This is a genomic window from Candidatus Sororendozoicomonas aggregata (assembly GCF_031528575.1).
In the GTDB taxonomy this organism is placed as follows: Bacteria; Pseudomonadota; Gammaproteobacteria; order Pseudomonadales; family Endozoicomonadaceae; genus Endonucleibacter; species Endonucleibacter aggregata.
In genome coordinates, this window is sequence record NZ_JAVLSP010000017.1 from 14,174 (window position 1) to 28,577 (window position 14,404).

Here is a 14,404-nt window from a genome sequence, read left to right on the forward strand (position 1 = left end):
AAATTACTGACTGTGATAATGAGAGGGCTTCCATTACACTGGGGTGTCCTTTCTTTTTTTAATACTATGAAAAAACTGATTATTCTTGATCGGGATGGTGTCATTAACGAAGACTCCGATCATTACATAAAGTCTGCTGACGAATGGGTACCTATCACTGGCAGCATTGAAGCAGTTGCCGGGCTCCACCAGGCCGGTTATCTTATTGCCATTGCCACCAACCAGTCAGGACTGGCCAGAGGCTATTTTACCGGGGCACAGCTCGATAGAATGCACGAAAAAATGGTAAGCCTGGTTGAACAGGCGGGGGGGTATATTGCCCTTATTGAGTACTGCCCTCACCATCCTGATGATGGCTGCCAATGCCGGAAGCCAAAGCCTGGCATGGTGAATAGCATTTTACACTCACTAGCGGTGAGTCCTGCTGATACCTGGCTGGTAGGTGATTCCTTGAGGGACATACAGGCGGGAATGCAGGCAGGCTGCAAAACCGCTCTGGTTAAGACCGGCAAAGGACAAAAAACGCTGACGCAACAACAAACTCTGGGGAGTACGCTGGTGTTTGATGATCTTTTTGCTTTTTACAAAAAAATAGTTACATCAGGTATTTAATGTCTTTTGTCGTATCTACCATCAGAACAGCTCTCTTTTATGGACTTTTGTCATTATGGACAATCTTTTTTCCAACATTATGTTTCTTGGTTATTGGCTTTTTCCCTTATAAAAAAAGGCATAAACTGCTGGCTAAAAACTGGAGCCTGGTATCTATTTACCTTTGTCGGGTTATTTGTGGCGTCCGCTGGGAAGTCCACGGCAAAGAAAATATCCCTGACAAGGGTTGCGTTATTATCAGTAATCACCAAAGTACATGGGAAACTTTTTTTCTTCAGACCCTACTGACACCGCAAACGCAGGTGCTAAAAAAAGAGCTATTGTCCATACCGTTCTTTGGTTGGGCCTTGCGCAGCATCAAACCCATCGCCATTGACCGCAAGGACCCACTCGGTGCTCTGCAACGAATAAAAAGGCAAGGGTTATCCTCGTTGAAAAAAGGAGTTTCTGTGTTAATTTTCCCGGAAGGCACCCGTAGCCATCCAGGGAAGGTGGGCAAATTTTCCCGGGGAGGCGCAGGACTTGCCTGTTCTGCCGGCGTTGATATTCTGCCTATTGCCCACAATGCAGGACACCACTGGCCTAAAGATCGATGGACAAAAACCCCGGGCACGATTCATGTTCACATTGGACCGGTTATCACCACTGAGGATAAAGGACCCGCGGCCGCTAATAATCAAGCAAGAGATTGGGTAGAAAATACGCTTGCCAAGTATTATTGAAGCGCGTCAGAAAGAAGCTCATACAACGTATCAAGAGGAGTAACCCGACACCTTCCACTCGCCTGAAGCAGTTAACGCAGAAAGACATCTGTTTCGAGTGTCCACAGTGATAGCGCCATCGCGGTTTTAGTTGGACAAACAGTTAATTATTCACAATATTGAGTGAAAATATAAGGACTGTGTATTTGATTGATTCAGGTCGAAGTTCTATGATGGCCGCAACGTAAAAATAAAACCATGAGGTAAAAAACAGTATGTATATATATTTTACCCGTGTTGGATTTAGGGATGGGTGCCGTTTTAAGTGTCTCCAAGAAGGGCAAGAAGGGCGCATTTATACTCTTGCCAGGTTTATTTTGCCTTACCCATCGAATGATTGTGACCTAGTGTTCCAGATTTATGAAGGCTCAACCTATGCCGGGGTAATAGAAATCGAATACCATCCTCCAATGCCTCGTATCAAAAGGCCAGAATTCTGTCGTATAGACAATTTAATGTTAGAAGAAAATTATCAATCTCTTTACCTGGGTACCCTGCTGGTTTATATCGCTAACATAGAAGTTCGTTTAAATGGCGGTCACCACATCTACGTTCAGAGCAGCAGGTCTAATCGAGGTTTTTTCCAAAAGACGTGTTTTATACCAAATCCTGATAACACTGATTCTAGAAACGAAGAGTTGTCTGAAAATATTTCACACTTTGGTAAAAACCCTCATTTTGAAAAGATGCGTTATATGTGGATGACCGACTCAACAAACGCCTCTCGATTGGGCTTTGCTCAGCTTAGAGAGAGAGAACTCCAGTTACCAGAGCTTGCCGACTATAAAGTACCCCATTCTCAAAAAGAGTATTTTTTTAAATGGTTTCACCCCTTTACAGCAAGGGCGAATTTGAGGGCCTCAACAGATTTGGTACATACTAACCTGGCCGAAAAACTTCGTGATAAGTACGTACCTTTTTAAGCCTGCCCGGTATCGCTCAATTCGGGTATTTTAGCGGACAGCCTCTTACGTTTTCTCCCTGCGTCTTCAGTGGTAAATCATCAATCCATCGTCGTTTTAATACCGTTGCGCTTGTCTTGCCAGACTTTCACTTCCTTCCACGTGTGGCCTGATTTTTCAGGTTCGACGGGTTACGATTGGCACAACGCCAAAGTCACCACGAATCAGCCTACTTTGATGACACCATATACTTTTCGATCAACTGAATCATGATATGAATTGCTTTGATGTGGATCTCCTGAATTCTGTCAGCATAACCAAAATGAGGTACCCGGATTTCCACGTCAGCCTGTCCAGCCAGCTTGCCACCGTCATTCCCGGTCAGAAGCACCACCTTCATACCCTGATTTTTCGCTGTTTCCACAGCGTTGATGATACTGACAGAATGACCACTGGTGCTGATTCCCACCAACACATCACCAGCGCTGCCCAAGCCCTCCAAATATCGGGAGAAGACATGGTCATAACCAAAATCGTTAGAAACACAGGTGAGGTGACTAGGATCAGAAACCGCTATGGCCGGATAGGCTGGCCGGTTGTCTCTGTAACGCCCTGTAAGCTCCTCCGCGAAGTGCATGGCATCACAGTGAGATCCACCATTCCCGCAGGAAATCACCTTGCCACCGGCCTTAAAAGCCGCTGAAATCAATTGAGCAGCCTCATCAATTGCTTCAAGGTTTTTTTCGTTATCCAAAAAGCGATGTAAAACCCTCACCGCTTCTTCAAGCTCCTGCCTGATAACCGCTTTGTATTCAGAAGACATGAATCATCCTTCTTATATCGTTTGAAACAAGTGTCAAAAAGCCGACAGTTATCTATCGGCTCAGGGAGCTGGACGACTAAATATCCAGATTGGCTACTTTCAGGGCGTTACTTTCAATAAAGTCCCGGCGAGGTTCAACATGGTCCCCCATCAAGGTGTTAAAGATTTGATCCGCGGCAATGGCATCTTCAATGGTCACCTTCAACATACGCCGTGTGTCAGGGTCCATAGTGGTTTCCCAGAGCTGATCAGGATTCATCTCGCCCAACCCTTTGTATCGCTGAATGTAGTGGCGCTTTGTGGACTCCTTCATCAGCCACGCTAAGCCCTCTTCAAAGCTGCTGACTGACTTTTTACGCTCACCCTTTTGAATGTACGCCCCCTCTTCCAAAAGCCCTTGTAGCCGCTCTCCAAGCGTTACGATGGCCCGGTAGTCCGTCGACGCAAAGAAATCACTGTTCCAGGTATATTCTGTGGGAAGTCCATGGGCCGTAATGGTTACTTTTGGTAAAAAGATATTAAGTTCTTTGTCGCTGACCAACTCAAACGCAAGGGTTGAACCTGATAGTTTCAACCCTTCCGCTCTGCCAGCCAACTGATCAAGCCACTGTTTCATTAACGCTTCATTGCTGAGAACATCTTCAGAAATTGCTGGCATGTAGACCATTTCTTTTAACAAACCACCGGGGTATAAACGTGATAACCGCTCGTCAATGGCTGATGTCACCTGACGATAGTTTTTAACCATGGCTTCAAAGGCCGCGCCAGCAATCCCTGGCGCTGTTTCGTTCACGTGCAGACTGGCGTTATCGAGGGCCGACTGCGTTAAATAATCCTCTAAAGCACTTTCATCTTTCAGGTACTGCTCCTGCTTACCACGCTTTACTTTAAACAAAGGTGGCTGAGCAATGTAGATATAGCCATTCTCAATAAGCTCAGGCATCTGGCGGAAGAAGAATGTTAATAGCAGTGTACGGATGTGTGAACCATCCACATCCGCATCTGTCATGATAATAATATTATGGTAACGCAGTTTTTCAATATTGAACTCTTGCCGCCCAATACCACAACCCAGGGCAGTGATCAGTGTACCCACTTCAGCAGATGATAACATTTTATCAAAGCGGGCTTTTTCCACATTTAGAATTTTACCCTTCAGGGGCAAAATTGCTTGCGTTTTCCTGTTGCGCCCCTGCTTAGCTGAACCACCGGCAGAATCACCCTCAACAATATACAGCTCAGATAAAGCCGGGTCTTTTTCCTGACAATCTGCCAACTTCCCTGGTAAACCCGCAATATCCAACGCACCTTTTCTGCGAGTCATTTCCCGTGCTTTACGGGCAGCTTCTCTGGCTCGGGCAGCATCGAGCATTTTATTCACAATAGACTTGGCTTCCTGAGGATTCTCCAACAAGTAATCAGAGAAATGTTTACCCATTTCATGCTCAACAGCGGACTTAACCTCTGAAGAAACCAGTTTGTCTTTCGTTTGGGAGGAAAACTTGGGGTCAGGTACTTTTACAGAAATAATGGCTATCAAGCCTTCTCTGGCATCATCGCCCGATGTTGTGACTTTCTGCTTTTTTAACAACCCCTCTTTTTCAATGTAACTGTTCAGATTTCGGGTCAGACCCGCACGAAAACCAGCCAAGTGTGTACCACCATCTCGCTGGGGGATATTGTTAGTAAAACAAAAGATATTTTCCTGAAAGCCGTCATTCCACTGAAGCGCCACTTCCACGCCAACGCCGTCGGGGCGTGTCATGGTAAAGTGAAACACCTTATTGATGGTGTTTTTGTTTTGATTCAAATACTCAACAAAGGCACTAAGCCCACCCTCATAACGAAAATCATCGACTTTTCCGCTGCGCTCATCAATAAGCTTTATATAAACACCAGAATTCAGGAAAGACAGCTCCCGCAGTCGCTTAGCCAATACATCATAACTAAACTGGATATTCGAAAAGGTTTCCTCAGAAGGCCAAAAATGTAACTCCGTTCCTGTTACCCCTGTCTCACCAATCACTTTCATGGGTTCCTGAGGTACACCGTCGGTATACACCTGCTGGTGCACTTTGCCAGCTCTGCGAATGGTTAATTTTAACTTTTTAGACAGGGCATTAACCACTGAGACCCCCACGCCGTGGAGGCCACCAGACACTTTATAGGTGTTGTCATCAAATTTCCCGCCCGCGTGCAATACCGTCATAATGACTTCTGCGGCAGACACCCCTTCTTCTTCATGGATATCCACCGGAATCCCACGGCCATTATCCTTGACGGTAATAGATTCATCGGAATGAATGATGATTTCTATTTTGTCGCAGAAATTAGCCAGTGCCTCATCTATGGAGTTATCCACCACCTCAAACACCATATGATGCAGACCAGTGCCATCATCCGTATCGCCTATGTACATACCCGGGCGTTTGCGCACTGCATCAAGGCCTTTTAGCACCTTAATGTTCGATGCATCATAGTTCTGTTCAGTCATGTTCTATCTCCAAAGATTCAGCCTGGCGCATTGCCCGCACAGGGTTTTCTATCCATTCAACTTGCCCCTGTTTCACGTGAAACATCTTGCACTGAACCTCGGGCAACCAACAGTCAGTCAATGAATCCTGATCCACACAAGTGATAAATACCTGTATATTCATTTGCTGTAGTATATGACACAGCGCTTTTCTGTGAGAGACATCTAACTCGGAGGAAAGATCATCCACAAGAAAAACACATTTGTTTGCTGTCGTTTCCGCAAGAAGCGCGCCTTGAGCCAGCTTCAATGCACAAACCACCATTTTTAGCTGCCCCCGTGACAATCTGTCTATTGCACTGCTCTTACCTGATCGAACCTTCAAATCGGCACGTTGAGGCCCAGAGTGCGTAAAACCAGCATGAAGATCTCGGCTGACACCTTTTGCCAAAACGTCTGACAAAGCCATTTCTTTATCCCAGCCTCGGTAATAGCTTACCGTTATATCACGCAGCGTACTCAATTTCTCTAAAAGGGTGTAAAAATAAGGAAGCAGTTGCTCAATATGCGCTTTCCTTAAAACATCAACCTGCTCAGCCGCAGCAACAAACTCATGATTCCATGCCGATAACTCGCTTTCAGATACCCGGCCTTGCCGCAACAATGCGTTTCTCTGCTTTAGGGCTTTTTGCATACTTTTCCAGGCAGGTAAAAAAACATCATGTTTCACGTGAAACACACCCCAATCAATAAAGTTACGCCTTGACCCAGGCGAACCCTCAAGCAACTTGAAAGTATCAGGATTTATCACCAAAAGCGGGAGTAGATATGCCAGCTCAGAGGATGAATACAGCGTTTCCCCCGCAACACGTATTAACGTATTCTCATCGAGCAAACCTTTTGAAACACCAACGGGCAAAGGTTGTTTTCTATCAGCATGATCAACAAACCCGAAAACCGTTAATCTTTCAGCCCCCGCACGGACAACGGGCTTCACCTTTGGTGTTCGAAAAGAGCGAGCAACACCTAAAATATGTATGGCCTCCAGCAAACTGGTTTTTCCACTGCCATTTTCACCAAAAAAAACATTCACGTCAGCAGATGGCTCAAACGTTGCTGACAGGACATTGCGAACATCCGTTATAGTGAGTTTTCGGATAGTCATACAGTCTCTTCTGGCAAAGAAACTGCCCGGCAAAAGCCTGACAGCTAACACGTTACTGATACTGTTAATCCAAAAATTACAGTCTCATCGGCATGACAACATAGGAAGAGTCGCTATCATCAGCGTCTTCTTCAAGCAGCGCACTACTGATAGGGTCAGACAATGTAATTTTGATTGAGTCACCAGAAAGCACCGAAAGCACATCGAGCAAATAACTAACATTAAAGCCAATCTCTATTCTCTCTCCATGGTAAGAAAGAATAACCTCTTCCTCAGCTTCCTCTTGCTCAGGATTGTTTGCCATAACGTTCAATTGTCCATCTGACAAAATCAAGCGAATACCACGGTACTTTTCATTGGAAAGAATTGAGGCTCGCTGAAAAGCCTGGCGCAACTCCTGACGCTCGGCAATAACCACTTTATCACCGCCTCGAGGCAACACACGATCATAATCAGGAAACTTGCCGTCCACCAGTTTTGAGGTAAACATAAAGTCCCCGGTTTTAGCGCGAATATGATTAGCCCCCAAAGCAATATGCACAACTTCATCACCATCAGTCAGCAAACGAGCCATTTCCAGAATACCTTTTCTCGGCACAATAACCTGGTGCCTGGTTTGCTGGCTAATATCTGCCTCAACTGAACACATCGCCATTCGGTGTCCATCTGTAGCAACCGCTCTTAAGCTATTCTGATTGACCTCTAACAACATTCCATTGAGATAATAGCGAACATCCTGCTGAGCCATGGCAAAGCCTGTTCTATCAATCAGGCGTCTCAAACGGTTCTGACCAATAGAAAACACCAAAGAACCCGACTCCTCATCAACACTTGGAAATTCTTTTGCTGGCAGTGACGACAAGGTGAAACGGGAGCGGCCAGATTTCAGCTTCACTCGGTTATCTTCCATAAAAAACTCAATCACAGCACTTTCAGGCAAAGACTTGCAAATATCCATCAACTTCCTGGCAGGAACCGTAATTTCTCCATTATCCCACACATTTTCAAGCGTAACGCGCCCAACCAACTCAACCTCAAGATCAGTGCCTGTCAGGGATAACTGATTGCCGTCCACCACCATCAGGACGTTGGACAATACTGGTAATGTCTGTCTGCGCTCAACGACACCAGCAACCAGCTGCAGGGGCTTAAGCAACGCTTCCCGATTAATGGTAAATTTCATCGTTTTCCTTTTTAATAGCTAGATCAGAATAAGGAGTAGACAACGCCTCCTCCAATAATGTTACCTGATAACACCATTATTAACTGGTCAGTGACCTTAACAAGTTTTTGTAATCACTACGTATTTCTGTATCTTCCCCAACCAGTTCTTTCACTTTTCGGCAGGCATGTAGCACCGTCGTATGATCACGCCCCCCATAGGCATCACCTATTTCTGGCAGACTATGGCTGGTTAATTCTTTAGACAGCGCCATGGCTATTTGCCTAGGTCTGGCAACAGAGCGACTCCGGCGCTTAGATAAGATATCAGAGATTTTTATTTTATAATACTCAGCGACTGTTCTTTGAATATTATCAATACTCACCTGCTTATCCTGCAAAGCCAACAAGTCTTTCAATGACTCTCTAATTAGATCAACATCAATCTTTCTACCCATAAAATGAGCACTGGCAATAACGCGCTTCAGAGCACCTTCCAACTCTCTGACATTGGATCGGATACGCTGAGCAATAAAAAAAGCCGCCTCATGGGGTAGTTCAACTTTTTGCTGGCTGGCTTTTTTCATCAGTATTGCTACGCGCGTTTCCAGCTCAGGCGGTTCTACGGCAACCGTTAACCCCCAACCAAAACGCGACTTCAACCGCTCTTCTACGCCATGAATTTCCTTTGGGTAACGGTCACAGGTCAGTATCATTTGCTGTCCGCCTTCCAAGAGAGCATTAAAGGTGTGAAAAAATTCTTCCTGAGAGCGCTCTTTACCGGCAAAAAACTGAATATCATCAATCAACAACGCATCAACAGAACGATAGTATCGTTTAAAATCATTAATCGCATTGAGTTGCAGGGCTTTAACCATGTCGGCAACAAAGCGTTCTGAGTGCAAATAAACGACTCTGGAATTTCTATTTTGTTTCGCCAGCGAGTTACCCACAGCATGCATTAAATGGGTTTTACCTAAACCAACCCCCCCGTATAAAAACAGCGGGTTGTAAGCTGAACCAGGATTTTCTGCAACTTGGCGCGCAGCAGCTAAAGCCAGCTGGTTCGATTTACCCTCAACAAAGGTTTCAAATGTAAACCGGGTGTTTAGGGAACTATGGTGTTTAATTGCCCCCTCAACTTCCACTTCCCTGCTTTCCTGAGGTTCTTCAGAAGGTAGCGTTATCTCAATAGATGCTTGCTCCATTCTCTCTTTTTTCAGAGGGTTAACCTTGCGTGCAACGACCACAGGCTCTTCAATAACCTCAGGTTCTTTTTTTGCGGACAAGGCATCAACCCTTCGTTGAACCATCGCATTTTTTTCAGGGAGGCTCTCCCTCGATTCTTCTGAAACTTGAGGCCGCAATGGGTGGCCAGCGGGAGCCGCACGCTTACTGAGAGATCTTGGCCGTCTATTGGATACAGCTAACGCAACAGCTGGTGCCTGGCCGTCATCAAGATCAGACATTTCCTCCAAAATTTCTTCGATTCTAGGAAGAAATTTTTCCCTTACCCAGTCTGCCACAAAGCGGTTAGGTGCCAAAAGACAAAGATCGTGCTCATCCCCCATCACTTTTAGGGGACGAATCCAGGTGTTGAATTGCTGAGATGACAACTCATCCTGAAGAAGGTCTAAACATTTTTGCCATAGCTTTAGGGGCACAGGCTCATCTCCTGAATACAGATAATGCGGAAGTCTCTCAGACTGCCTGTGGCACGACTTTTTTGATAGGCAGAGAAACTAAACATTGTATCTTTTCTTAAGAAAGTTATCCACACCCTCCACCCTCCATCATAAGATTATTATTTTCTTATATATTTCAATAGATTACACGCAATCTGTGGATAAGTTCCAGAAAAAAACAATAAAAAAAGACCTGTGCGCAACCCTGTTAACATCTACGGGAAAACCCCCCCTGAATTCTTGTGTATAAACCTGTGGGCAGAGTTTCTGTGGATAACAAGCGCTTTTATACACAACAAATCCTCAAGAAAACAACATGTTAATGACCTTTTTTCTACAAGTAAGTACACAGGCTCAATGCTTAGAGAATAAAGGGATAAAGCACCTTATCCACAAAAAAGGGACTGACTAATAATTACTTTAAATAATAAAAAATACTAACTAAGTGATATATTTATTTTTTTTAGATAACAGACAACAAGACTGAATCGTTGATAGCCTGTGAACAAAAAAAATCTGTGCAAACCCAGTAAAACATCTACTCTCAAGTGCTAATGAATAAGTATTATCAACAGAACATACCTGAAAGGCCTTATATGTGGATAAATACTCGATAGAGGAACATAAAAATTATGGGGTTTGCAGGCTTAACTAAATTGACGGTAATCCCGCAATTTCTTAAAATACTCGTCTTTTGTATCAACAAAACAGACGGAAACGACCATGAAAAGAACTTTTCAGCCCAGTAACCTTAAGCGTAAACGTGACCACGGTTTTAGAGCCCGTATGTCAACAAAAAATGGACAACAAATCATCAAACGTCGTCGAGCTAAAGGTCGTAAGCGCTTAACAGCCTGATTTTCTGGCTGAAACGTGGGTTTTTATTTTGGCCGTGACAAGCGGCTTTGCACAGCAGCTGAGTTCAAAAAGGTCTTTGACAAAACGGATATTAAAGTATCCAGTCGGCATTTATTGATCCTGGCAAGGGTTAATGGACAAGACACTTCAAGACTCGGTCTTGTCGTAGCCAAAAAAAACGTACGTCTTGCCGTTAGCCGCAATCGTACGAAACGACATATTCGAGAATCGTTCAGACACCACACTGTGGCGCTGAGTAACTTGGATATAGTTGTATTGGTTCGCCGGGGCTTTAGTGAACTTGCAGATAAAGAAATGAATCAATTACTGAAAAAACAGTGGTTGAAGTTGAGTCAGCGCCTGACTCTGTGGAAGGCTTCTCGTCAGGATTTCCACAGATAAACACGCAACACCAGGTGGTCAACCCAATTATTGCAGAAGGTGATCCCTTCTGCGCCAATCACTTGATTGATATTTTCGTGGTCGTTAATGGGTAACAGAAGAGCAAAACTGTTGTTTTCGAACCGTCTACGTCTGCTGTTGATAATACCAGGCATTGTCATGAATAACAGAATGTTAAAGCTACCAAGACACGCTCTTACCGGGCTGGTCAAATGCTACCGTTATTGTATCAGCCCACTGATGGCTGGACGCTGCCGATTTTATCCCACCTGCTCAGCCTATGCTCTTGAAGCTCTCGATCGTCATGGCTCATTGAAGGGGTCTGTGTTAACTGCCAAGCGGTTACTTCGTTGTCATCCCTGGCAGCCGGGAGGTTTTGATCCGGTCCCTGAGAACACTGATAAGTGTTAACAAGACTTCTATGACAATCATACTCATCAACCCGTATCTGTGGCCCGTAAATCATGGATTTGCAAAGAACACTCCTGATAGGTGCCCTCGCTATTGTTGGGGTTTTAACCCTGAGGCAATGGAATGAGGATTATAATCAGGTCAAACCGACAACTGATATACAGGTTCCGACGGTAACCGCTTCACAAAGCGGGTCTGACCTGCCGACTCTGAACAAAGAGCCGCTCATTAACAGCACTGGCACAACGCAGTCATCATCCGGTCAACATGTTAGCGTAAAGACCGACACGTTGATTGTGAGCATTGACACCGCTGGCGGTGATATTGTTGGACTCAAGCTCCCTAAGTACCCTGCATGGTTACCTAAAGAAGGTGAGAAAGCAGACCCGTTTCACCTACTGGTGGATAACCCCGGCTGCACCGGAGAGCAAACCTGTGTTTATACCGCGCAGAGTGCCTTGGTAGAGTCTGATGGGCCCAATGGTAATAATCAGCGTGCTGTGTATAACACCAGCAAAACCAGCTATACCCTGTCAAACGGCCAGAAACAGTTGGTTGTTGATTTGAAGCGTACCGAAGGGGGTGTGGATATCACCAAGCGCTTCACTTTTGAGCGTGGTAGCTACCAGTTCCGTGTTGAATATATTGTGGTAAACAACGGTTCAACCGTCTGGAAAGATCGTTTTTATGCACAGCTAAAACGCGATGGGTCGGAAGATCCGAGCAGGGCTATGTCAAATGCACCTATGAATACCTACTTGGGGGCAGCCGTTCATTCCAAGGAAAAAACGTATCAGAAATTGCCCTTTGATGATTTTTCCAAAGAAAAGTTTGACGAGCGTGTTGTTGGTGGTTACGCAGCAATACTTCAACATTACTTTGTCAGTGCCTGGGTGCCAGATAAAAATGTTGCTCATAACTATTACACTAATCAAAGTAAAGACGGGAAGTATTACTTTGTTGGCTTCTACGATAATGAATTAGTTGCCAATCCTGGTCAGACTGTTAAAACCGGTGCCACTTTGTATGCAGGCCCAAAACTGCAGGATAACCTGAAGTCATTGGCAGAAGGATTAGAGCTAACCGTTGATTACGGCATTCTCTGGTTCCTTGCCCAGCCGCTGTTTATTTTGTTGAACTGGATTCACGGTATCGTGGGTAACTGGGGTTGGTCCATTATCTTGCTGACAGTGCTGGTGAAGGCAGTATTTTATCCTCTGAACGCGACAAGTTTCCGCTCTATGGCGAAAATGCGTAAGCTTGGGCCCAAGATGCAGGCGTTGAAGGAACAACACAGTGACGACCGTCAGAAGCTCTCTCAATCGATGATGGAGTTATACAAGAAAGAGAAGGTGAACCCGATGGGAGGCTGTCTCCCCATTCTTGTACAAATGCCGGTGTTTATTTCCCTCTACTGGGTTCTTCTGGAGTCCGTTGAGCTTCGACAAGCGCCCTGGTTAGGCTGGATTCATGACTTGTCCCAAATGGACCCCTATTTTATCCTGCCGCTGATTATGGGGGCATCGATGTTTCTGCAACAGCAGTTGAATCCAACACCGCCTGATCCCACGCAAGCCAAGGTAATGAAGTTGATGCCTGTTATCTTTACTTTCTTCTTCCTGTGGTTCCCTTCAGGGCTGGTATTGTACTGGGTAACCAACAATGTGCTTTCAATCATTCAGCAGTATCTGATTACCCGTAAGATTGAAGGCGAGGCGCAGCCGAAAAAAGCCTGACCTCATGTGTCAATAAATATACAAAACGGGCCCAATGGCCCGTTTTTTTTCAGACGAAAATTCACTTGCCGATACAGAAAAAGCGGGTAATAGGCATTTTCTTTCATCTCAAGACACGGTTATGCTCATGCTGAACAAAACAGTGGCAAGAGTGACCTTGGTTTATACGCTGTCTGGTTATGTATATGCAGAAAGTGAATTTGGGGCACTGACATTACATTCATTAATGAATGAGTCGCTTGATGCGACGATTATTCTTCGCCATGATGCAAGTATTCAGGGACACCCTATAAAGCTCCAGCTTGGTTCTCTGGTAGACTTTTATCGTAATAAAATAGAACCTTCTTCACTGTCATCCAGTTTACGATTTACAATTATCGAGCAAGATGAAAAAGAGGCTAAAGTTCGGGTGACAAGCAGTCTGCCGGTAAACGCTGGCGACTTTGGTTTTGTTGTGCGTTCCTATATCGGTGATAAAAAAACGTATGGTGCGTATAAATATATCAAACCAGCCGCGTCTGATGCCGGGAATAAGAAAACTGAAGTGTGTAACGCTCTCACCTGGAGTGGAATCGGCAGTTGCCAATTTTTAACTGATCAGGTAAAAAAACAGCCTGAAAAGTCATTGCCCCCTGTTAAGGAAGCAATCAAAAATTCAGGTACATTTGCTTCTAAAAAAGCAGTAAATACTGGCGCTCATGGTCAGAGTAATGCGGTAAATAAAAGACATTTGTCGCAAAAAAACAAGCTTGATCAAGAAGAACCTGCAAAGTCAGTTTCCCCTCAAACAAAGAAAAAAACCAAAAAATTTATTGAAAAAAATAAAAGCAAAGATGTTGGTGTGATGAAAAAAACGGATATAACATCACCTTCTTCGCCCAAAAATAACGCATTGCAGGCCAGTGAAGATAAGGCTGTCTCCAAGGCGCTTGAGGCAAACTGGGAACTTCTTAAGCCGAAAATTAAACAACGGTAATCCAGTTTATTTTCCTGAAAAAACAAACTGAAGATCATCTGGAGGAGTAAAACCTGGATCTTACCCGGTTTTTACAGGCTATTCATTCGCAGTATTTTTAATTTTAATGTGTGCCAACCTTTAGAAATATCCCAAAAAATATTAATTTCAGACGGGTTAGGGGTGTGCCTTATGGAATTGGCTTAACGGGGCCGAGCTATTTTTTGTGATTAGAGACAGCTGCCTAAAGGATAAACTGATAATAGTAACACAGTACGGCGTTCAGGGGATTGAGTCAAAATAATTATATTATAATATTTTTATAGGTTGTTTTGGTGTATTAGTAATTTTTATCGCTGTATATTTACTTGGAATCAGCGATAAGCTGCTATAGTAATTACAGCGACTTTAAATATTGTGAAATAACAAAAACCGGCAAAAATCAATAATAAAATGGTAT

The 14,404-nt window shown here is 44.4% G+C and carries 13 protein-coding genes; 8 read left to right on the plus strand and 5 right to left on the minus strand.

Annotated features, from left to right (window positions below; all coding sequences use genetic code 11):
• Positions 1 to 66 precede the first annotated feature (66 nt).
• The 3 genes from gmhB to V4C51_RS05240 all read left to right on the plus strand — a co-directional run bounded on the left by gmhB (position 67) and on the right by V4C51_RS05240 (position 2,296).
• Entirely contained in the window at positions 67 to 612 is a 546-nt protein-coding gene (gene gmhB, locus V4C51_RS05230) for a D-glycero-beta-D-manno-heptose 1,7-bisphosphate 7-phosphatase (RefSeq protein WP_330925079.1), read from the plus strand.
• Entirely contained in the window at positions 612 to 1,334 is a 723-nt protein-coding gene (locus V4C51_RS05235) for a lysophospholipid acyltransferase family protein (RefSeq protein WP_330925080.1), read from the plus strand. The genes gmhB and V4C51_RS05235 overlap by 1 nt, the downstream gene beginning before the upstream one ends.
• A gap of 254 nt (positions 1,335 to 1,588) precedes the next feature.
• A complete protein-coding gene (locus tag V4C51_RS05240) occupies positions 1,589 to 2,296 on the plus strand; it encodes a hypothetical protein (protein ID WP_330925081.1) in 708 nt (235 codons plus the stop codon).
• 208 nt (positions 2,297 to 2,504) lie between these two features.
• Here V4C51_RS05240 and lpcA read toward each other — a convergent pair whose 3' ends face one another.
• From lpcA to dnaA, 5 genes are all read right to left on the minus strand, one after another.
• Positions 2,505 to 3,098: a D-sedoheptulose 7-phosphate isomerase gene (lpcA, locus tag V4C51_RS05245; protein ID WP_330925082.1), complete on the minus strand. Its 594-nt coding sequence runs from the start codon at positions 3,096 to 3,098 to the stop codon at positions 2,505 to 2,507.
• Positions 3,099 to 3,174: 76 nt separating this feature from the next.
• Positions 3,175 to 5,592 (minus strand): DNA topoisomerase (ATP-hydrolyzing) subunit B, encoded by a 2,418-nt coding sequence (gene gyrB / locus V4C51_RS05250; RefSeq protein WP_330925083.1) that lies wholly within the window; start codon positions 5,590 to 5,592, stop codon positions 3,175 to 3,177.
• The gene (gene recF, locus V4C51_RS05255) at positions 5,585 to 6,736 is read right to left on the minus strand and encodes a DNA replication/repair protein RecF (protein ID WP_330925084.1); all 1,152 of its coding nucleotides are present in this window, start codon (positions 6,734 to 6,736) and stop codon (positions 5,585 to 5,587) included. The genes gyrB and recF overlap by 8 nt, the downstream gene beginning before the upstream one ends.
• Before the next feature lie 76 nt (positions 6,737 to 6,812).
• Entirely contained in the window at positions 6,813 to 7,919 is a 1,107-nt protein-coding gene (dnaN, locus tag V4C51_RS05260) for a DNA polymerase III subunit beta (protein ID WP_330925085.1), read from the minus strand.
• A 79-nt stretch (positions 7,920 to 7,998) separates the two neighbouring features.
• The gene (dnaA, locus tag V4C51_RS05265; RefSeq protein WP_330925086.1) at positions 7,999 to 9,561 is read right to left on the minus strand and encodes a chromosomal replication initiator protein DnaA; all 1,563 of its coding nucleotides are present in this window, start codon (positions 9,559 to 9,561) and stop codon (positions 7,999 to 8,001) included.
• 744 nt (positions 9,562 to 10,305) lie between these two features.
• Between dnaA and rpmH the strand changes: the two genes are divergently transcribed.
• From rpmH to V4C51_RS05290, 5 genes are all read left to right on the plus strand, one after another.
• The gene (rpmH, locus tag V4C51_RS05270) at positions 10,306 to 10,440 is read left to right on the plus strand and encodes a 50S ribosomal protein L34 (protein ID WP_330925087.1); all 135 of its coding nucleotides are present in this window, start codon (positions 10,306 to 10,308) and stop codon (positions 10,438 to 10,440) included.
• 15 nt (positions 10,441 to 10,455) lie between these two features.
• Positions 10,456 to 10,842: a ribonuclease P protein component gene (rnpA, locus tag V4C51_RS05275; RefSeq protein WP_330925088.1), complete on the plus strand. Its 387-nt coding sequence runs from the start codon at positions 10,456 to 10,458 to the stop codon at positions 10,840 to 10,842.
• 159 nt (positions 10,843 to 11,001) lie between these two features.
• Positions 11,002 to 11,253, plus strand: coding sequence for a membrane protein insertion efficiency factor YidD (yidD, locus tag V4C51_RS05280; RefSeq protein ID WP_330925089.1), 252 nt, complete (start codon positions 11,002 to 11,004; stop codon positions 11,251 to 11,253).
• Positions 11,254 to 11,306: 53 nt separating this feature from the next.
• Positions 11,307 to 12,989: a membrane protein insertase YidC gene (gene yidC / locus V4C51_RS05285; protein ID WP_330925090.1), complete on the plus strand. Its 1,683-nt coding sequence runs from the start codon at positions 11,307 to 11,309 to the stop codon at positions 12,987 to 12,989.
• A 34-nt stretch (positions 12,990 to 13,023) separates the two neighbouring features.
• Complete coding sequence (locus V4C51_RS05290; protein ID WP_330925091.1) at positions 13,024 to 13,965, plus strand: FimV/HubP-related protein; 942 nt, start codon at positions 13,024 to 13,026, stop codon at positions 13,963 to 13,965.
• Positions 13,966 to 14,404: the final 439 nt, after the last annotated feature.